This window comes from Planctomonas sp. JC2975 (assembly GCF_012985205.1).
In the GTDB taxonomy this organism is placed as follows: domain Bacteria; phylum Actinomycetota; class Actinomycetes; order Actinomycetales; family Microbacteriaceae; genus Humibacter.
Map to the genome: position 1 here is coordinate 382569 of NZ_JABEKS010000001.1, position 18158 is coordinate 400726.

Below are 18158 nucleotides of genomic sequence, written 5' to 3' on the forward strand. Positions count from 1 at the left end.
AGGATCGTACCGTCACGGCGCTGAGGAAGATCACATCGGGCGGGATGAGGCCCGTGCGTCGGAGGCCACCTTGGTTGCCGAATCAAGGCCTCCGGCCGTCCGTGACATGATCGATCGGTGAAGATCCTGTCCATCCAATCGGCTGTCGCATTCGGTCATGTCGGCAATTCTGCGGCCGTCTTCCCGCTGCAGCGCATCGGCGTCGAGGTGCTGCCGGTCTACACGGTGAACTTCTCGAATCACACCGGATACGGCGCCTGGCGAGGGCCGCTGATCGCCCCGTCGGACGTCGCCGAGGTGATCAAGGGCATCGAGGAGCGCGGGGTGTTCGGCGAGATCGACGCGGTGCTGTCCGGCTACCAGGGAAGCGACGGCATCGGAGACGTGATCCTGGACGCCGTCGCTCGCGTCAAGGCGGCCAACCCGGCGGCCGTGTACGCGTGCGATCCGGTGATGGGCAACGCGAAGTCCGGATGCTTCGTCGCCCCCGAGATCCCCATCCTGCTGCGCGACCGCGTGGTGCCGGCCGCGGACATCGTCACGCCCAACCAGTTCGAGCTGGGCTATCTCACCGACACCGAGCCGGACACGCTCGAGAAGACGCTCGCATCCGCCGACCAGCTACGCGCAACAGGACCCGACACCGTGCTCGTCACGAGCGTTGAGCGACCGGATTCTCCGGCGGACACGATCGAGATGCTCGCCGTGGATCGTGCGGGAGCGTGGATCGTGCGGACACCGCTCATCCCGATGAAGGCCAACGGATCGGGCGACGTCACGGCCGCACTGTTCACGGCCCACTACCGTTCGACGGGGGATGCAGCCGACGCGCTCGCGCGCACCGCCTCGAGCGTCTTCGACCTGCTGACGAACACCTACGAGAACGGATCGCGCGAACTGCTGCTCGTGGAATCGCAGGAGTCCTACGCTCACCCGCGCATGCAGTTCACCGTCGAGCAGGTGCGCTGAACCAGGCGCGCTGCGCCGCGACTCGCCCGTTCAGCGCGGCCAGGCGTCGGCGATCGCCGTTCGGACTTCGCCGAGGAGCTGAGGCAGCGCCTTCGTCTTCGCGATGATCGGCAGGAAGTTGGCGTCGGCACGCCACCGCGGCACGAGGTGCTGATGCAGGTGAGACGCGATGCCGGCTCCGGCGATCTCGCCCTGGTTCATGCCGATGTTGAAGCCGTCGTTGCGCGACACCGAGCGGATGACACGCATCGCCGTCTGCGTGATCGTCGCGATCTCGTCGGTCTCCTCCGGCGTCGCGTCGTCGTAGAGGGACACGTGTCGGTACGGGCACACGAGCACGTGACCGCTGTTGTAAGGGAACAGGTTCAGCAGGGCATATGCGTGCTTTCCCCGGTGGACGATCAGCGCTTCCTCGTCTGACAGCGACGGTGCGACGCAGAACGGGCACTCGTCGCCGTGCGGCGACTGCTGTCCTTGCTGGATGTATACCATGCGGTGCGGCGTCCAGAGTCGCTGGAACTCGTCCGGAACTCCGGTGAGATGCGACGGGTCGTCGATCTGCACGGAGTCCCGGTTCTCGCCCTCCCCCGGCTCGTAGGAGTCGAGCGTCAGGCGGGCCATGCCGTGACGACCTGCTCGTGCTCGCGAATGGACCGCACGATGCGTTCGACCGCGTCGTCGACGGGCACGCCGTTCAGCTGGGACCCGTCCCGGAAACGGAAGCTGACGGTGCCGCCTGCGCGGTCCTGCTCCCCCACGATCAGCTGGAACGGGATCTTCTGCGTGGTCGCGTTGCGGATCTTCTTCTGCATGCGGTCGTCGGAGCGATCGACCTCGATGCGCACGTCGTGCTCGCGCAGACGACGTGCGACCTCTTCCAGGTACGGCGCGTACTCGTCGGCCACCGGGATCCCGATCGCCTGAACGGGCGCGAGCCACACCGGGAACGCGCCCGCGTAGTGCTCGAGCAGGATCGCGAAGAACCGTTCGATGGACCCGAGCAGCGCGCGGTGGATCATGACAGGACGCTTGCGGCTGCCGTCGGCGGCCGTGTACTCGAGCTCGAACAGCTCGGGCTCGAAGAAGTCCAGCTGCACGGTCGACAACTGCCAGGTGCGGCCGATCGCGTCGCGCGCCTGCACGGAGATCTTGGGCCCGTAGAACGCGGCTCCGCCCGGGTCGTCGACGAGCTCCAGCCCGGATTCGAGGGCGACCTGGCGCAACGTCTCGGTCGCGTCCTCCCAGACGGCGTCGTCGCCGACGTACTTGTCAGGGTCCTTCGTGGACAGCTCGAGGTAGAAGTCGCTGAGGCCGTACCCGCGCAAGGTCTCCAGCACGAGCTCGAGCTGAGTCGCGATCTCGCCCTTGACCTGCTCGGGCGCGACGTAGGCGTGCGCGTCGTCCTGGGTCAGCCCGCGAACGCGGGTGAGGCCGGAGAGCGTTCCGCTCTTCTCGTACCGATACACGGTGCCGAACTCCGCCAGGCGCAGGGGCAGCTCACGGTAGCTGCGTCCGCGCGCGCGGAAGATCAGGTTGTGCATCGGGCAGTTCATCGGCTTCAGGTAGTAGTCCTGGCCGGGCTTGACGACGTTGCCGTCGGCATCCGTCTCCTCGTCCACGTGCATGGGCGGGAACATGCCGTCGGCGTACCACTCGAGGTGCTTGCTGATCTCGTAGAGGTGCGCCTTGGTGATGTGCGGAGTGTTGACCAGCTCGTAGCCGTTCCGCAGCAGCTGGGAGCGCAGGTAGTTCTCGATCTCGTACCGGATGATCCCGCCCTTGGGGTGGAACACCGAGAGGCCGGAGCCGATCTCGTCGGGGAAGGAGAAGAGGTCGAGTTCTGCACCGAGCTTGCGGTGGTCGCGGCGTGCGGCCTCCGCCATCCGCTCCTGGTACGCGCGCAACTCGTCCTTCGACGGCCACGCCGTGCCGTAGATGCGCTGCAGCTGCGGGTTCTTCTCGCTGCCGCGCCAATAGGCGGCGGCGACTCGGGTGAGGGCGAAGCCGTTGCCGATGAGCCGGGTGTTCGGCAGATGCGGACCGCGGCAGAGGTCCTTCCAGAGCACCTCGCCGGTCTTCGGGTTCACGTTGTCGTAGATCGTCAGCTCTCCGCCACCGACCTCGACGTTCTCGTTGTCGGTGCCGAGCACGTGCTCGCCGTCATTCGCCGACGACGCCGAGCCGCCCTTGAGCCCGATGAGCTCGAGCTTGTACGGCTCATTCGCGAGTTCTGCCCGCGCTTCGTCGTCGGTGACGACTCGGCGCACGAAACGCTGACCCTGGCGGACGATGCGATCCATCGCCTTCTCGAGCGCCTTCAGGTCTTCCGGAGTGAACGAGCCGTCGACGTCGAAGTCGTAGTAGAAGCCGTCGGTCACCGGCGGGCCGATGCCGAGCTTCGCCTCGGGGTTGATCGACTGCACGGCCTGCGCGAGAACATGTGCTGCCGAGTGCCTCAAGATGTTGAGTCCGTCGGCGGAATCGATGGTCACCGGGATCACGTCATCCGTCGTCGTGACGGTCGTCGCCAGATCCTTCAACTCGCCGTTGACGCGCATGGCGACAACGGAACGGTCGGGAAAAAGCTCGAAACCGTCCGGCACTTGTCCACTCCTGGATCGATGAAGGAAAAGGGATGTCGTCCCACTTTATCCGCCGGAACGACCGCCCGCCGACGGCCTCGGTCCAGTCGAGCGCCGGGTCAGCGAGACGCTGTCGAACAGCGAGCGCAGGCGCTCGTCAGGCCGAGCTCCGGCGCGAGTTTCGCGAAGCCGGCTGTGAGTCCGGCCGTCAGGTTCTTGCCGACGTGGGCGACCCCAGGAAGGGTGAGCAGGGTCACGTGCATGCCGGCCGACTGCGCCGCTGCGGCGAGTGATCGCGTCGCGGGCCCGAAGGCCGTGTCCAGGGCGCCGGTCGTGAAAACGGCGTCGACACCGCCGTACGTACCGGCGTGCGCCGCGAGGATCGTCTCCGGCTTGTCCGCCGACCACGCAGAGGTACTGCCGTCGTAGACCGAGTCGATGACGGTCTGGGTGTAGTGCATCCCGGGGTACGCCTCGGGAGAGATCGAGAGCACGTTGCGGAACACGTTCGGCTTCTCGGCCGCGAACTTCACCGCGCACGTCGCTCCGTTCGAGTAGCCGGCCAGCGTCCAGTAACGCGGGTCCTCGATGACCCGCAGGTGCTTGGTGGCCCAGTTCACGACGTCCGACTCGATGTAGGTGGCCGCGTTGCCCCTCGCCACCGAGTCGGCGCACGCCGGATCGCCGTTGGAGCCCACCTGGTCGGCGACGATCACGATCGGCGCGAGACCGTCGTGACGGCTCGCGAATGCATTCATCACCGTCGAAACGGGTTCAGGGTTGGGAGTGCCCGGATAGCCCATCATCATGATGACCAAGGGCAGCGCGGGCGCGTTCTTCACGAGCGCCGCCGGCGGCAGGTAGAGCCCAGCCGGTCGGGCGTGGAAGCCGGACACCGTCGCGGGTATGACGACCGTGCCGGTCTTCCCGATAGCCGGCATGCCATGCGGTGCCACCCAGCCGGCCGTGAGTGCGGGTCCATCGGTAGAGGCAGGTGTCCCATGATTCTTCGGCAGCGCGATCGGATGTCGCACCACAACGCCCAGCAAGTCGCCGACCGTCGGGTTGAGGCCGAACGCCGCGTTCACCTGGACCACACCGGTCACGGCGAACACGCCGATCCCCACGATTGCGAGCGAGCGGCGCCACCACGTCGTCTTCCACAGACTGACCGCGCCGAGGCCGACGGCGGCGAAGGTCGCGATCGACCAGGCGGCAACGTCGATCGGCAGGGGGATCTCGAACATTGCGGTGACATCCGCGACGATGACGAGCCCCAGGGCGATGACCGCCCCGGCGAGAATCCCGGCGCCGGCGAGGATCATCCACCGAGCATGGGGTCGCCGCAGCACGAGTGCGAACACGAGGGAGGCGGACAGCACGCAGAGCACCCAGGGAACCGGCCCGCCGATGATCTGCGTTGTGAGCAGTGCGTCCATACCTTGCCTCCTCTCGAATCGGTTGTCACGCTACGTTGCGACCGTCGTGCACCGCTGTGGACGGAGAGGTCCGACGCTGAGAGTTCGATCACCACGGGATATCCGGAATCCAGCTGAACGCCAAGCCTCCGTCATGAACGCGACGCGATCCGAGTCATGGGCGACGTCGGTCGGAGGCGACACGTCTCGACGCTCAGCCGCCAGAAATGCAGAAAACCCCCGGATCACCGGGGGTTTCTCTCTGTGCGCGATACTGGGATCGAACCAGTGACCTCTTCCGTGTCAGGGAAGCGCGCTACCGCTGCGCCAATCGCGCCTGTGAAGGCTCTTGTCTTATCGATCGAGAGTGGAGGTGGCGACGGGATTCGAACCCGTGTATACGGCTTTGCAGGCCGCTGCCTCGCCTCTCGGCCACGCCACCGTGTGTGGGTTCGTGTGCGGTTTCCCACATCCTTGCATCGGCCGGCGGCCGACTCACACTCGAGCGGATGACGAGACTCGAACTCGCGACCCTCACCTTGGCAAGGTGATGCGCTACCAACTGCGCCACATCCGCATTTTGCTTCGCATTTCTGCGTGCTTTGAAACTGTAGCCGATGATCCTGCGGATATTCAAACCGAGCGCCAGTGGGTCGTATCCCGGGCGCGTCGAACGACTTCGACGCGCCCGGACGTCTCCGTAGATGTGCGGCCGGCCCCGAACGTCCGCTAGTATCGGTAGCCGCGGCGGTCGAGAGATCGAGTGCCCGCGGGCGATTGGCGCAGTTGGTAGCGCGCTTCCTTCACACGGAAGAGGTCATCAGTTCGAGTCTGGTATCGCCCACCAGCGAAGCCCCGGAGAACCGGGGCTTTCGTGCATTTAGGTGGCAGCGCGGCAGTCATGGCGACCAGCACTGTGCCGGAGCACTGCACAAACGCACACGCGGGTGGCTCATCCCAGAAGCCCGCGCCGATAGCCCTGCGATACGGCTGCCGCCCGATCCGTGACCTCGAGCTTGGCGTAGATGTTCAGCAGGTGGCTCTTCACCGTTGCCTCGCTCACGAACAGCGTGTCGGCGATCGCCCGGTTCGTGCGGCCGTCGGCGACGAGCCTGAGCACCTCCAGTTCCCGCTCGCTGAGCGACCCGTTGGCCGGTCCGCGGAGACGGCCCACCAGCTTGGAGGTCACAGACGGGGCCAGCGTCGTCTCGCCCCGTGCCGTCGCGCGGATGCCCGCCAGCAGCTCACCGCGCGTCGCATCCTTCAGCAGGTAGCCGGTCGCGCCCGATTCCAGCGCTTGCGAGACATCGCGGTCCCCGTCGTAGGTGGTGAGCACCAGAATGCGGGTGTCGTCGCCGCGCCCGCGGAGGGTCCGGATGGCGTCCACTCCCCCGCTTCCCGGCATCCGCAGGTCGAGAAGGACGACGTCGGGCCGAAGGGTCTCGCACGCCGTGACGGCCTCGTCGCCGTTGCCGGCCTCCCCGACGACGACGAGACCCGGATCGGAGCTGATCATCCCGATCAGGCCGTCCCGCACGACGGGGTGATCGTCCACCACCAGCACGGAGATGGTCTCGTCAGACATCGTGAGCACTCCCCTCGCCCGCCTGATGCGGCACCTCGGTCAGCGTTTGGTCGGTCGGATCGACGGGCAGCGCAACGGACAGCGCCGTGCCGCGGCCGGGCTCCGACTCGATCTCGACGAGCCCTCCGAGCTGCCTGATGCGGTTCCGCATCGCCGACAGGCCGTATCCGCCTTCGAGCGGGTCGCGCTCGATACCCGAGCCTGGGTCGAATCCGATCCCGTCGTCGCGCACGTCAACCAGGACCCGGTCATCGAGATAGGTCAGGGTCACTCCGACACGACTCGCGCCCGCGTGCTTCGCCACGTTCGACAGCGATTCCTGCACGACGCGCAACAGCGCGTGCTCCGCGTCGTCGCTCAACGCACGCTCCGACCCCGTCGCCGTGTAGTCGGCACGCACGGAGTGCATCCCCGCCCACTCGTCCACAGCGGACTCCAAGGCCTTGGCGAGGCTCACCCTCGAGCTGGCGTCGGGGTCGAGTGCGAGCATGGTCCTACGCGCCTCGACGAGGCTCGAGCGTGCGAGCCGGGTCGCGGCATCCAGATGGCGAGCGTGATCACTGCTGTCCGGGGGCACCTGCGCCGCTGCCTCCAGCTGCGTGACGATACCGACCAGTCCCTGGGCCACGGTGTCGTGCAGCTCCCCTGCCATGCGCTGCCGCTCGGCCTGGATGCCCGCCTCGCGTGCCTGGCTCACCACCTGTTCGCGGAGCCGTTCGTTCTCCTCGAGGGCGACACGTCGCTGCTCGCTCTGCACACCGGCCCTCCAATAGATCCAGGCGAACAGACACAGGGCGACCACGTTGAGCGCGACCACTGCGGCATAGACCAGAAGCCCTGCGACCGTGTTCTTCGGCACGGCGGATGCCTGTGCCGTTCCGGCCAGCACCGCGCAGACCGACACCGACAGGAGGCGCCAGGGCCACGGGACGACGGCGAACGAGTAGATGTAGCCGGCAACGGCGAGCACGCCGTACCAAGGGGCGAAGAAGACGAGCGACGTGAAGATGGCGAGCAGGACCGTCACGAAGACGGCCATCGCCCGGACGCTCCTGCGTCCGGCGGGGCGAAGGGTGTACGCGAGGAGCATCCAGGCGATGGCAGCCCCGAGCAGGACCAGCTGAGCGGTCTTGGCCGGCGTCGGCGCCACGGTCATGATCGTGAAGATCGAGGCGAGGACGAGCACCACGTACGGTCCATACGCGACCACTCCTGGTCCGAGGCGCGAGGTGCTCGCCGATGCGGCGCTCATGCTGTCGTCTGCCTCCTGAAGATGAGCACGGCAACGGCGATGAGGAGGAGTCCGCACACGATCTGTTCCAGCTGCAACCAGAGTGGGAACAGCCCGGGTATCGAGACGACTACGGCGATCGCCACAATCATGATGGCGACGACGATACGCCAGCGCAGTAGCGCACGGCTTGAGCCGCGCACCGCACCCCGTGCGAAGGCGAGCATCAGGAGTGAGGTCGCGAAGACGATGCAGAGCCGGATCCAGGCGGCGGTGGTCGCGACCGGCGAGTCCGCCAGGGTGAGGGCGACGAGGACGACGAGCGAGCAGGCGCTCAGGCCCGCGTAGCAGGCGACCAGGAGACGGGCTGTTTTCAGTGGAGTGTTCATACCTCTACGGTCCCGTGACGCTGAGGCGGCGGCATCCGTAGTCCGGTCGGATCCGGATCAACCGATCGGCTGGTGGACAGGTCGTGGTCTCTCCTGGTTCCTGCGGTCGTCGCGAAGCGCAGCATCACGACAGAAACGTGGGACGCCGCGCGCGCGACGTCCCACGTTTCTGTCGTGATCGAGGATCAGGCGTTCTCGAGTGCGTAGCCCTCCTCGCCGTGCACGAAGGTGTCGACGCCGGCGATCTCGTCCTCGGTCTTGATGCGGAATCCCATCGTCTTCTGGATGACCCAGCCGATCGCGAAGGCCAGCACGAAGGAGTAGATCATCACGCTGAAGGCGCCGATCGCCTGCGCACCGAGCTGCTGGAAGCTGCCGCCGTAGAGCAGGCTCGAGTACGGCTTGGTCGGGTCGCCGTCCACGTGGGTGAGGCCGAAGAAGCCGATGTACAGCGTTCCGATCAGACCACCGATGAGGTGGATGCCGACCACGTCGAGCGAGTCGTCGAATCCGAGCTTGAACTTCAGGTCGATCGAGAATGCGCACACCGCACCGACGAGCAGACCGAGAACGATGGCCCAGAACGGCGTCAGGATGTTGCACGCAGGGGTGATGGCGACCAGGCCGGCCACCGCACCGGATGCTGCTCCGATCGATGTTGGCTTGCCGTCCTTGATCCGTTCCACGATCAGCCAGCCGATCGTGGCCGCCGCCGGTGCGGCGAGGGTGTTGATCCAGGCGATGGCCGCGACGCCGTCGACAGCCGCCTCGGATCCGGCATTGAAGCCGAACCAACCGAACCACAGCAGCGCAGCACCGAGCAGTGTGAGCGGGACGTTATGCGGCTTCGTCATGCCCTTCTGGAATCCGACGCGCTTTCCGAGCACCAGGGCGAGTGCGAGTCCCGCCGCTCCGGCGTTGATGTGCACTGCCGTTCCGCCTGCGAAGTCGTTGACGTGCAGCACTGATGCGATCCAGCCGTCCTGCAGGTTGAACACCCAGTACGCGACGGGGAAGTAGACGACGGTCACCCAGATGCCTGCGAACACCATCCATGCGCCGAAGCGGGCGCGGTCAGCGATCGCGCCGGAGATCAAGGCGACGGTGATGATCGCGAACGTCGCCTGGAAGCCGGCGAACGCGAGAGAGTTCAGGTCGGGGGTCGCGCCGTCCTTGCCGAGCAGACCCGAGAGGCCCCAGTCAGGTGTGCCGAGCACGTGCGGGATCAGGGGTTTGCCGAAGGACAGCCCGTAGCCGTACAGCACCCACAGCACGGCGACGATCGCGATGGCGCCGAAGCTCATCATCATCATGCTGATGACGCTCTTCGCCTTGACCATGCCGCCGTAGAAGAACGCCACTCCAGGCGTCATGAGCAGAACGAGTGCCGCTGCGACGAGCAGCCACAGCGAGTTCACGCTCGTCTGCGCGTCGTACGCGGCCGCTGCGTGGAACAACATAGGGGTCTCCCTCTCGAAGAAAGCCGGTGTCGCCGTCACCATCCGGCTCGGGTGCCGATGTTCCTGGTGAGGTGTCGTCAGTCTCCTGCCGCCAGATTTCGCGTGAGAGGTTCGGTTGTTTCGCGGCCGTTACGGCCGAGTCCCCGATGTAAACATCGTGTTTCGGGAGGCGGGGAGGTCGCTGCCATTACGGGGTCTTCTGACGTGCCGTCAGGTGCTCTGGGCGACCGTGCTGGGCGGATCCGCGCTACGCGTCTCCAGTCACGGGTTCGCCGGGAAGGGCCGGAGCCGGGTTGCAGGCGCCCGCGAGGGCCCTCAGGATGACACGCGCGCAGCGGCAGTCAGGCTGTAGCTGCCGTCCGCGCATCCGGTGACGGTCCAGCCGCCGGAATCGGGGGTCGTCTTCACGTTCGCCAGACCCGTCGAATGGATGATCGGCCTTTTTGCGCCCGGCACCCACACGTCCAGTCCGCACGACCGGTGCCGCGTCGCTCCGGCAAGTTGCACGTTCGCACCGCTCGAGGTGAGGCTCGAGATCGTTCCGGGTGCGGACCGCGGGTAGGCGCGCCCGAGGATGGTGAGCAGGTCGTCGCGGGGAGCGGCGTCCTGACCGGTCGCGCAGTCTTCGGGGATGAGTCCGTCACCGGTCGGACCGATGCCGTTCTGCGGGTCGCCGCAGGCCTGCTTCCACACCCAGTACGCGCTACCCAGGCGGTTCGCATCCTCCGCCTTCGCGTAGCGGGTCAGCCGGGCGTCGACATCGGAGGTCGAGCCCCAGTAGCCGAATTCGCCCGACCAGACGGGGGCGTTGTACTCGTCGGCGACGCGCTGCGCGAGCGTGAACTGCCGGTCGATGCCGACGATCGGCGGGAGGCCGAGCGAGCGGTCCATCGTGATGGACTCGGCGTACAGGTGCGGCGAGAAGACGATGTCGTGGTCGGAGGTGAACGCGGGCGCGGGGCCGCTGTCGAAGCCGAGGCCCGACCACAGGATGCTCGGCTCGACGAACACCATCTGCCGTGAGCCCGCCGCGCGGATCGCCGCGATCGCCCTGTCGTAGTAGCGGCCGAGGAGATAGGACGTCGTCACCGGCGCGGTCTCGCCGAACCCGGGTTCGTTGAGGAGGTCGTACCCAGCCACCGTGGGGTCGTCGCCGAATGTCGCAGCGAGCCGACCCCACGTCCGAACCAGGGCCGATTGCACGCCGTCGGTGTCGAAGTAGAAGTTCTGGAAGGCGCGGTCGCCCGCGGGCGAGATGTCGCGTCCGGTGAACTCGCAGCGAGCTGCGCCGTCGGAGATCGTGGCCCATGCGGGAGCGCCGTCGTATCCCCACATCGGGTCGGTGCCCGGCCGGCAGGTCGTGCCCGCCGTCGTCGCACCCTTCCACCACCCGTCCTGGTGCATGTCGAGCACGATGTACACGCCGTGACGGTGCGCCCAGTCGACCGCGGAGGTGATCCGGGCGAGGTACTTCTGGTCGAAGACGCCCCGCTGCGGCTCCAGGGCCGACCAGGAGAGATTCAGTCGTACGACGTCGAATCCTTCCGCGGCGATCTGCGCGAAGTCCTCCTCGGTGAGCGGACGGGTGGCGGGCACGTCGGGCCGCGGCTGATAGAAGTCGACCAACTGGTTGACGTTGACGCCGCGCAGCAGCACCTGGTTGCCGCGGCCATCCGTGATCACGCGTCCCGATGCGCGGAGGAATCCGGCCGGCGCGGAATCCGCCTCTGATGCGCTGGCCGCTGTCTCCGGGAGTGCGACAGGCACGACGAGCGCGACTACGAGGGACGCGACGACGATCGCCGCGGAGGTCACCAGTGGAAGGCGTGCGCGTCGCGCTGCTGGAACCCGCTCGACGACCAGGGCCGCGACGCCGGCGACCCACCCCAGGCACGCGCCGAACGAGAGACCGTCGGCGATGGCGACGTAGGCGGCCATCGCCGGCCAGAGATCGCCGCTCAGGCCTCCGTCCACGAGGAAGGCGATGAGCGCCTGAACGAGACCAACGATCCCTCCGGCGACGAGAGCTGCCAGCCATCCGCCGAGGATGCCCGGGACGCGGGCGCGCATCCAGCGCAGGCAGAGCGCGGTGACCAGTGCGAGAAGGAGCATCGCGACGATGAGGGACAGAGGGCCGCGATCTGCTCGGGCAACGGGGACTCCGGGGGCATACGCCGCACTTGTCCACCAGAGTCCGGCGACGAACGGCGCGATGGCGGCGAAGAGCGCCGCCGGGATCAACGGCGATCCCGACGGGAATCGTTGCCGCGTGGTCCGTCCTCCGAACCACCGTGCGAATGCCGCCACGATGAGTCCGGTCGGCACGGCTTTGGCCGTCACATAGCCTGCTGCCCAGGTGCTCGCCGCGAGGTTCCCGGTCATCACCAGACACGCCGTGGCCTGCGCCAGGAGCACCGCGAGGACGACCCCTGCCGCCAGCGTCCAGTACCGCTCGCCCGCGCGCACAGCCGCCCACCACACCACGGCGAGGAGCACTGGGACGAACACGAGGGACGCCGCAAACGGCCAGATGCCGGAGGCGAGGACGGGCGCCGCGCCCGACCATCCCGCGAGCGCGAGTAGTCCGGTGGGATCTGCCACCGCCTCGACGACGACCAGGCCGAGCGCGGCGGACACCGCGACGAGGGGACGGCGAACCGACATCGTGACACTCCATCGTGACGACAAGCAGGGGCGCGGCCGGCGAGGGCAGCCAGCACAGAATGAACGATCGATCCCGCAGAATCAAATCCGCCGTCGCTGCTGAGACGACACCGCGGGCGTTCCCATGAGGATGTCTCTGGTTTTGCGGCACGGTTCCACGTACTGTGCGATCTAGCGGACACACCAGGACCGGGGGCCAGTCCGCAGACGCCGGCGTGTCAGCGAGGTGCTTCGCACGACGACGGCCGCTTCCCGGGTCGACGCGGCCCTGACGCCGTTGCGCTGGAGCTTGGGGGTTCGAGATGGCGGAACGATGGGGAGCGGTGACGGTCCTGGGTGCGGCCCAGTTCGTCATGGTGCTGGACAGCACGGTGATGAACGTGTCGATCTCGACCGTCGTCAAGGATCTGCACACGACGATCACGGCGATGCAGACGACGATCACCTTCTACACGCTCACGATGGCGGCGTTCATGCTGCTGGGAGCCAAGCTGGGCGACATCTGGGGTCGCAGACGCGCGCTCGTCATCGGGTCGATCGTCTACGCCATCGGATCGGGAACCACGGCGCTCAGCCCGAACATCGGGGTGCTGTTCGTCGGCTGGTCCGTGGTGGAGGGTCTCGGGGCCGTTCTGGTGATCCCTGCCATCGCCGCACTCATCGCCGACAACTACTCGGGTCACGCCAGGGTGACGGCGTTCGCTGTCATCGGCGCGTCATCGGGCGTGGCAGTCGCCGCCGGACCTCTCATCGGCGGATTCCTCACCACCTACGCGAGCTGGCGTTACGTGTTCGCGGGCGAGGTCGTCATCATGGCGGTCGTCCTGCTCTTCAGCCGCGTGGTGCACGACAGCGGCGCGCGGGAACGTGTGCCGATCGACCTCCTGTCCGTCGTGCTCTCTGCATTGGGCCTCGTGCTCGTCGTCTGGGGTCTCCTGCAGACGAAGACGTGGGGCTGGATCCTGCCCACCCAGGACGCCTCCCTGCTCGGGCTCTCCCCCGTTCCATTCATCGTCGCCGCCGGCGCAGTGGCGCTCTGGCTGTTCTTCGTCCGGCAGCGCCGCTTGATCGCAAAGGGTCGGACGCCGCTGCTCGACCCGTCGATCCTGCAGCTCCGTCAGCTCCGCGCCGGGATCGGAAGCCTCGGACTCCAGTACACGGTGACGGCGGGACTGTTCTTCATCGTGCCGATCTACCTGCAGCTCACGCTGGGGCTGAACGCCTTGACCACCGGCCTTCGGATCTTCCCGTTGTCCGTGTCGCTGGTGCTGTTCTCGATCGTCGGCACCGTGCTGGCCCGGCGGGTCTCGCCGAAGCGCATCTCACGGATCGGCCAGCTCGCGCTTGTCGTGGCGAGTCTCATCCTTCTCGGCTCGGTCGATCCCGAGCTCGACACGTTCGTCTTCGGCCTCGGCATGTTCATCGCAGGCGCGGCGCTCGGCCTGCTCGCGTCCCAGCTCGGAAACGTGACGATGTCGGCGGTCGGACCGGATCAGCTCAGCGAGGCCGGCGGCGTGCAGGGCGTCTTCCAGAACCTCGGATCGTCACTCGGCACAGCACTGATCGGTTCCGTGATGATCGCCGCGTTGTCCACAGCGTTCGCCGGAAACGTCGCCGCGAGCAGCCTGCCGCAGAGCTTGCAGAGCCAGGTGCAGGAGCAGACGCAGCACGGCGTCGGCGTCATCCCGGTATCCGGTGTCTCGCAGATCGCGCAGGATCAGGGACTCTCCTCGTCCGACAGCGAGAAGCTGGCGTCCCTCTACAGCTCGTCGCAACTCGAAGCGCTCCGGCTGTCGTTCGCCGCACTCTCGCTCATCTCGTGCGCCGCCCTGTTCTTCTCCCGGAACCTGCCGAGCGAGGTCCCTGGAAAGGACGCGCGCACGAAGGCGAAGGGGGTACCCGCTTGACGCATGTCTCTTGCCAGGCGATCGGCATGCGCCGGCCACGGGCCGAGTCGAGGTGCGGCCCACTCAGTCGTGCGGCGGGAGTTCGCCGGAGGTGAGCGCGATCAGCCGGGACGTCGCGCGCAGGTACTTCTTGCGGTATCCGCCCTGGAGCATCTCGGCATCGAACACATCGCTGAGTGGCACGCCGCTTGCGACGATGGGGATCTCGGCATCGTAGACGCGGTCGATGAATGCGACGAAGCGCAGCGCCTCCATCTGGTCGTGGAGCTGCTCGACGTCGGCGAGCGCGATCACGTCGACTCCGGCGACCAGCTTGATGTACTTGGAGGGATGCACCGTGGCCAGATGGTCGACGACCTCGCGGAAGCGGTCGGCGGTCACGTGCTCGCCGCGACTGCGGATCGCGCCGACAACACGCGCGAGCGTGCCGTCGTCCACGGACGCCGCCTCACCCGAGACATCGCGGCGGCGGTAGTCCAGCCCGTCGATCCGGATCGTCTCGAAGTGCGAGGAGAGCGACTGGATCTCGCGCAGGAAGTCCGATGCGGCGAAGCGTCCCTCACCGAGTGCCTGAGGCGGTGTGTTCGACGTTGCCGCGATGCGGGTGCCGCTGGCGACCAGCGCACCAAGCAGCCGCGTCATCATCATGGTGTCACCGGGATCGTCGAGCTCGAACTCGTCGATGCAGATCAAGCGGGACCCGCGGAGCAGGTCGATCGTCGGCTGGAAGCCGAGCGCTCCCACCAGCGCGGTGTACTCGATGAAGGTTCCGAAGTACTTGGGGGCGGGTGCCGCGTGCCACAACGCCGCGAGCAGATGCGTCTTGCCGACGCCGAAACCGCCGTCGAGGTAGACGCCCGGCTTGTGCTCGACGACCTTCTTGCGACCCCACCCGAAGAATCCGCTCGGCTGCTGGGGCGCCCACGTGCGGACCAGCGACTGCAGGGTGCTCACGGCTGCGGCCTGCGAGGGGAATTCCCGATCGGGCCGATACGAGTCGAACGTGGCAGTGTGGAACTGAGGCGGCGGAACCAACTCGGCCGCGATCTCGCGACCCGTGATCGACGGCGTCACTGCGGTGAGACGATCGGCTTCCGGAAGCGAGTTCGCGGACATCTGTTCCTTTGTGTGTCGAAGTCTTACTCTTGCCCCTGCGCAGCCGACGGGCCGTGCGTAAGTTCGCGTGAGGGACAGGCGTCAAGCTTAACCGGCAGGATCCGGCCCCTTCGCCCCCGCAGTACGCGCCCAACAAGGAGGAAACCATGAGCGTGGGATTCGACGATTCCGCGAAGTTCGCCGAGTACGCACATCCGGAGAGGCTGGTGAGCACCGAATGGCTCGCCGCACACCTCGGCGACGAAGGTCTCGTGGTGGTGGAATCCGACGAAGACGTTCTCCTCTACGAGACGGGCCACATCCCGACGGCCGTCAAGATCGACTGGCACACCGACCTCAACGATCCCGTCCTCCGCGACTTCGTCTCGGCGGAGCGCTTCGCCCAGCTGCTGGGCGAGAAGGGCATCTCCCGCGACACCACCGTCGTCATCTACGGCGACAAGAACAACTGGTGGGCCGCGTATGCCCTGTGGATCTTCACGCTGTTCGGGCACGAGGACGTTCGCCTCCTCGACGGCGGCCGCGACAAGTGGATCGCCGAAGGGCGCGAGATCACGACGGAGCAGACTCAGGTGACGCCCGCCTCCTATCCGGTGGTGCAGCGCGACGACACTGTCATCCGTGCGTTCAAGGACGACGTGCTGGCCCATCTCGGACACGGACCCCTCATCGACGTCCGTTCGCCGGAGGAGTACAGCGGCGAGCGCACCGAGATCCCCGGCTACCCGACGGAGAGCGCTCTGCGTCCCGGTCACATCCCCTCCGCGGCATCCGTGCCGTGGGCGCGCGCAGCGGCGCCGGATGCGACCTTCAAGACCCGCGCCGAGCTCGAGGCCATCTACAAGGGCGAAGCGGGCCTCCAGGACGGTGACGACGTGATCGCCTACTGCCGCATCGGCGAGCGTTCCAGCCACACGTGGTTCGTGCTCAGCCACCTGCTGGGCTTCTCGAACGTCCGCAACTACGACGGCTCGTGGACCGAGTGGGGCAGCGCAGTGCGCGTTCCGATCATCAAGGGGACCGAGCGGGGCGAGGTGCCTGCGGTCTGACCGCGACGGAAGGGGCGGCGGGGCACGTCTCCGCCGCCCCTTTTCGGTTCCAGAACTCTCCAGTCCGCCGTGCGAAAATGGATGCCTCATGACCACCGACACACTCCCCGCCACTCTTCAGGAGATCAAGGAGGAGTTCCTCGCGCTCGAACTGCGCGAACGACTCCAGCTCCTCCTCGAGTTCTCCAACGAGCTCCCGGAGCTTCCTGAGCGGTATCGGGATCATCCCGACTTGTTCGAGCGGGTCGTCGAGTGTCAGTCCCCCGTGTTCATCTTCGTCGAGGTGGATGACGACGACATCGTTCACCTCTACGCCACGGCCCCGCGCGAATCCCCGACGACCAGGGGCTTCGCGTCGATCCTGGCGCAGGGTCTCGCCGGCCTCACCGCGGACGAGGTGCTCGCCGTCCCCGACGACTACCCGCAAGAACTCGGCCTCAACGAGGCGGTGTCACCGCTGCGCGTCCGCGGGATGACGGCGCTCCTCGGTCGCACGAAGCACCAGGTCCGACTGAAGCGCCACTGAGCCCACTGGTGAACTCGTTGCGCGCGAGCGTCAACGGTCCTCACCACGTGCCGAGTACGACGTGTCCTCGTCGTTCACCGCGCCGAGGTCGGCCGAGAGCTCGTCGAGCCAGTCGGCGATCGCATTCGTCCACCGCACCGGATCGTAGTTCCAGAGCTTGGTGTGCTTCGCCTGCGCGAAGGGCACGAACGTGACGATGTCCGGACGCAGGTGCGCGAGTCGATGGGATCCGCCGGCCGGCACATAACCGTCGTCGTCACTGTGCATCAGCAGGACGGGCACCGAGAGCTCGTGGGCGCGCAGGGTGAAGTCCAGGCCTGCGAGGCCGATCGGCGCATCCTGCCCAACCAGGCTCGTCGCCCACGCCGAGTCCAGCAGGAGGAGCGCACCCTCGGTCACCGGCCGCGGCAGTCGCATCTCGTCGGCCTGGAAGTCCAGCGTCTCGACCCAGTCGATGACCGGCGAGTCGAGCACGAGCCCGCGGATGCTGTCCGCGCGCGGCGATCGCACTGCCGTCTGCAGCGCGATAGCTCCGCCCATGGACCATCCGACGAGAAGGATGTCCTTGGCACCGCTGGCCAGCGCGTAGGCGATGGCCGCATCCACATCGTGCCATTCCGTCGCGCCCAGACCGTAGCGATGGTCGGCGCTGTCAGGGGCGTCCCCGTCGTTGCGGTAGCTGATGGCAAGACTCGTGTAGCCCTTCTCGTGGAAGAGCGGGATGGCCCGCAGCGTCTCCTGCCGCCGTGCGCCGCGTCCGTGCACGTGGATGGCCCATCGGTCGGATGTCTCGGCTGCGGGGAAGAGCCACGCGGGCGCCGTGCCGTCGTCGACGACGATGTCGACGCTCTCAACGGGAAGCCCGAGCTCTGCCGGGGACGTGAAGAACCATCCGCCCAGCCGTCCGCGCCTTGCTTCGTCCAGCGCGCCCCAGCGCACGCTCTCGACAGCGCGCGTGACGGTTCCGTCCTCGGCCTCCGCGATGACGTCGCCGAGCAGCGCGTATCCGCGGTCGTCCGAGAACCACAGGCCGTAACGACCGGGCACGGCAAGGGCATCGGCCGTGCCGGAGACTGTGACGGCCGACAGGTCGGGCGCGACGGACAGGATGTCGACATCCTGCTTTCTGCGCCGGGCGGGCGTCACCACTGTGCGTGCCACCATCGTCGCCGCCGCGACGTACGCGGTGACCGCGACTGCCCCCACCGCCGCCAGGATGGCGAACGGAACCAGGATCCGCCCCACTCGGTTGCCCACGTCGA

14 protein-coding genes and 4 tRNA genes are annotated in these 18158 nt (G+C 67.2%); 5 read left to right on the top strand and 13 right to left on the bottom strand.

Annotation, left to right across the window (positions count from 1 at the left end; translation table 11 throughout):
• Positions 1 to 117: 117 nt before the first annotated feature.
• Positions 118 to 969, top strand: coding sequence for a pyridoxal kinase PdxY (gene pdxY, locus HII28_RS01795; protein ID WP_170023847.1), 852 nt, complete (start codon positions 118 to 120; stop codon positions 967 to 969).
• A 30-nt stretch (positions 970 to 999) separates the two neighbouring features.
• Here the strand turns inward: pdxY and HII28_RS01800 are convergent, their stop codons facing one another.
• From HII28_RS01800 to HII28_RS01825, 6 genes are all read right to left on the bottom strand, one after another.
• A complete protein-coding gene (locus tag HII28_RS01800) occupies positions 1000 to 1590 on the bottom strand; it encodes an HIT domain-containing protein (protein ID WP_170023848.1) in 591 nt (196 codons plus the stop codon).
• A complete protein-coding gene (thrS, locus tag HII28_RS01805) occupies positions 1578 to 3572 on the bottom strand; it encodes a threonine--tRNA ligase (RefSeq protein ID WP_170023849.1) in 1995 nt (664 codons plus the stop codon). Before thrS ends, HII28_RS01800 begins: the two co-directional genes overlap by 13 nt.
• A gap of 98 nt (positions 3573 to 3670) precedes the next feature.
• Positions 3671 to 4990, bottom strand: coding sequence for an alpha/beta hydrolase-fold protein (locus HII28_RS01810; protein WP_170023850.1), 1320 nt, complete (start codon positions 4988 to 4990; stop codon positions 3671 to 3673).
• 244 nt (positions 4991 to 5234) lie between these two features.
• Positions 5235 to 5306, bottom strand: a tRNA-Val gene (locus HII28_RS01815).
• A gap of 31 nt (positions 5307 to 5337) precedes the next feature.
• Positions 5338 to 5411 (bottom strand) — tRNA-Cys (locus tag HII28_RS01820).
• 62 nt (positions 5412 to 5473) lie between these two features.
• Positions 5474 to 5546: transfer RNA gene (locus HII28_RS01825), tRNA-Gly, on the bottom strand.
• Between the two features lie 194 nt (positions 5547 to 5740).
• Here HII28_RS01825 and HII28_RS01830 point away from each other — a divergent pair.
• Positions 5741 to 5816 (top strand) — tRNA-Val (locus HII28_RS01830).
• Positions 5817 to 5921: 105 nt separating this feature from the next.
• Here the strand turns inward: HII28_RS01830 and HII28_RS01835 are convergent.
• From HII28_RS01835 to HII28_RS01855, 5 genes are all read right to left on the bottom strand, one after another.
• A complete protein-coding gene (locus HII28_RS01835) occupies positions 5922 to 6554 on the bottom strand; it encodes a response regulator transcription factor (protein ID WP_170023851.1) in 633 nt (210 codons plus the stop codon).
• Complete coding sequence (locus tag HII28_RS01840; RefSeq protein WP_170023852.1) at positions 6547 to 7806, bottom strand: sensor histidine kinase; 1260 nt, start codon at positions 7804 to 7806, stop codon at positions 6547 to 6549. The genes HII28_RS01835 and HII28_RS01840 overlap by 8 nt, the downstream gene beginning before the upstream one ends.
• On the bottom strand, positions 7803 to 8174 hold the full coding sequence (locus HII28_RS01845; protein ID WP_170023853.1) for a hypothetical protein: 372 nt from the start codon (positions 8172 to 8174) through the stop codon (positions 7803 to 7805). The genes HII28_RS01840 and HII28_RS01845 overlap by 4 nt, the downstream gene beginning before the upstream one ends.
• A 185-nt stretch (positions 8175 to 8359) precedes the next feature.
• Positions 8360 to 9634 (bottom strand): ammonium transporter, encoded by a 1275-nt coding sequence (locus tag HII28_RS01850; protein ID WP_170023854.1) that lies wholly within the window; start codon positions 9632 to 9634, stop codon positions 8360 to 8362.
• A 315-nt stretch (positions 9635 to 9949) separates the two neighbouring features.
• Complete coding sequence (locus tag HII28_RS01855; RefSeq protein WP_170023855.1) at positions 9950 to 12298, bottom strand: cellulase family glycosylhydrolase; 2349 nt, start codon at positions 12296 to 12298, stop codon at positions 9950 to 9952.
• 323 nt (positions 12299 to 12621) lie between these two features.
• On the opposite strand from HII28_RS01855, the gene HII28_RS01860 reads away from it, so the two are divergent.
• Complete coding sequence (locus HII28_RS01860) at positions 12622 to 14205, top strand: MFS transporter (RefSeq protein ID WP_346769146.1); 1584 nt, start codon at positions 12622 to 12624, stop codon at positions 14203 to 14205.
• A 63-nt stretch (positions 14206 to 14268) separates the two neighbouring features.
• Here HII28_RS01860 and zapE read toward each other — a convergent pair whose 3' ends face one another.
• Complete coding sequence (gene zapE / locus HII28_RS01865) at positions 14269 to 15321, bottom strand: cell division protein ZapE (protein ID WP_170023857.1); 1053 nt, start codon at positions 15319 to 15321, stop codon at positions 14269 to 14271.
• A gap of 146 nt (positions 15322 to 15467) precedes the next feature.
• Here zapE and HII28_RS01870 point away from each other — a divergent pair, with 146 nt between their 5' ends.
• A complete protein-coding gene (locus HII28_RS01870) occupies positions 15468 to 16370 on the top strand; it encodes a sulfurtransferase (RefSeq protein WP_170023858.1) in 903 nt (300 codons plus the stop codon).
• Positions 16371 to 16458: 88 nt separating this feature from the next.
• Complete coding sequence (locus tag HII28_RS01875; RefSeq protein WP_170023859.1) at positions 16459 to 16896, top strand: SufE family protein; 438 nt, start codon at positions 16459 to 16461, stop codon at positions 16894 to 16896.
• Between the two features lie 30 nt (positions 16897 to 16926).
• Here the strand turns inward: HII28_RS01875 and HII28_RS01880 are convergent, their stop codons facing one another.
• Complete coding sequence (locus tag HII28_RS01880) at positions 16927 to 18153, bottom strand: alpha/beta fold hydrolase (protein WP_170023860.1); 1227 nt, start codon at positions 18151 to 18153, stop codon at positions 16927 to 16929.
• Positions 18154 to 18158: the final 5 nt, after the last annotated feature.

Excerpts from the sequence above, each read along its gene's own strand:
- HII28_RS01855 (WP_170023855.1), bottom strand. The coding sequence starts at position 12,298 with ATGTCGGTTCGCCGTCCCCTCGTCGCGGTGTCCGCCGCGCTCGGCCTG.
- HII28_RS01870 (WP_170023858.1), top strand. The coding sequence starts at position 15,468 with ATGAGCGTGGGATTCGACGATTCCGCGAAGTTCGCCGAGTACGCACAT.
- HII28_RS01850 (WP_170023854.1), bottom strand. The coding sequence starts at position 9,634 with ATGTTGTTCCACGCAGCGGCCGCGTACGACGCGCAGACGAGCGTGAAC.
- HII28_RS01800 (WP_170023848.1), bottom strand. The coding sequence starts at position 1,590 with ATGGCCCGCCTGACGCTCGACTCCTACGAGCCGGGGGAGGGCGAGAAC.
- HII28_RS01845 (WP_170023853.1), bottom strand. The coding sequence starts at position 8,174 with ATGAACACTCCACTGAAAACAGCCCGTCTCCTGGTCGCCTGCTACGCG.
- HII28_RS01810 (WP_170023850.1), bottom strand. The coding sequence starts at position 4,990 with ATGGACGCACTGCTCACAACGCAGATCATCGGCGGGCCGGTTCCCTGG.
- HII28_RS01840 (WP_170023852.1), bottom strand. The coding sequence starts at position 7,806 with ATGAGCGCCGCATCGGCGAGCACCTCGCGCCTCGGACCAGGAGTGGTC.
- zapE (WP_170023857.1), bottom strand. The coding sequence starts at position 15,321 with ATGTCCGCGAACTCGCTTCCGGAAGCCGATCGTCTCACCGCAGTGACG.
- HII28_RS01835 (WP_170023851.1), bottom strand. The coding sequence starts at position 6,554 with ATGTCTGACGAGACCATCTCCGTGCTGGTGGTGGACGATCACCCCGTC.
- HII28_RS01875 (WP_170023859.1), top strand. The coding sequence starts at position 16,459 with ATGACCACCGACACACTCCCCGCCACTCTTCAGGAGATCAAGGAGGAG.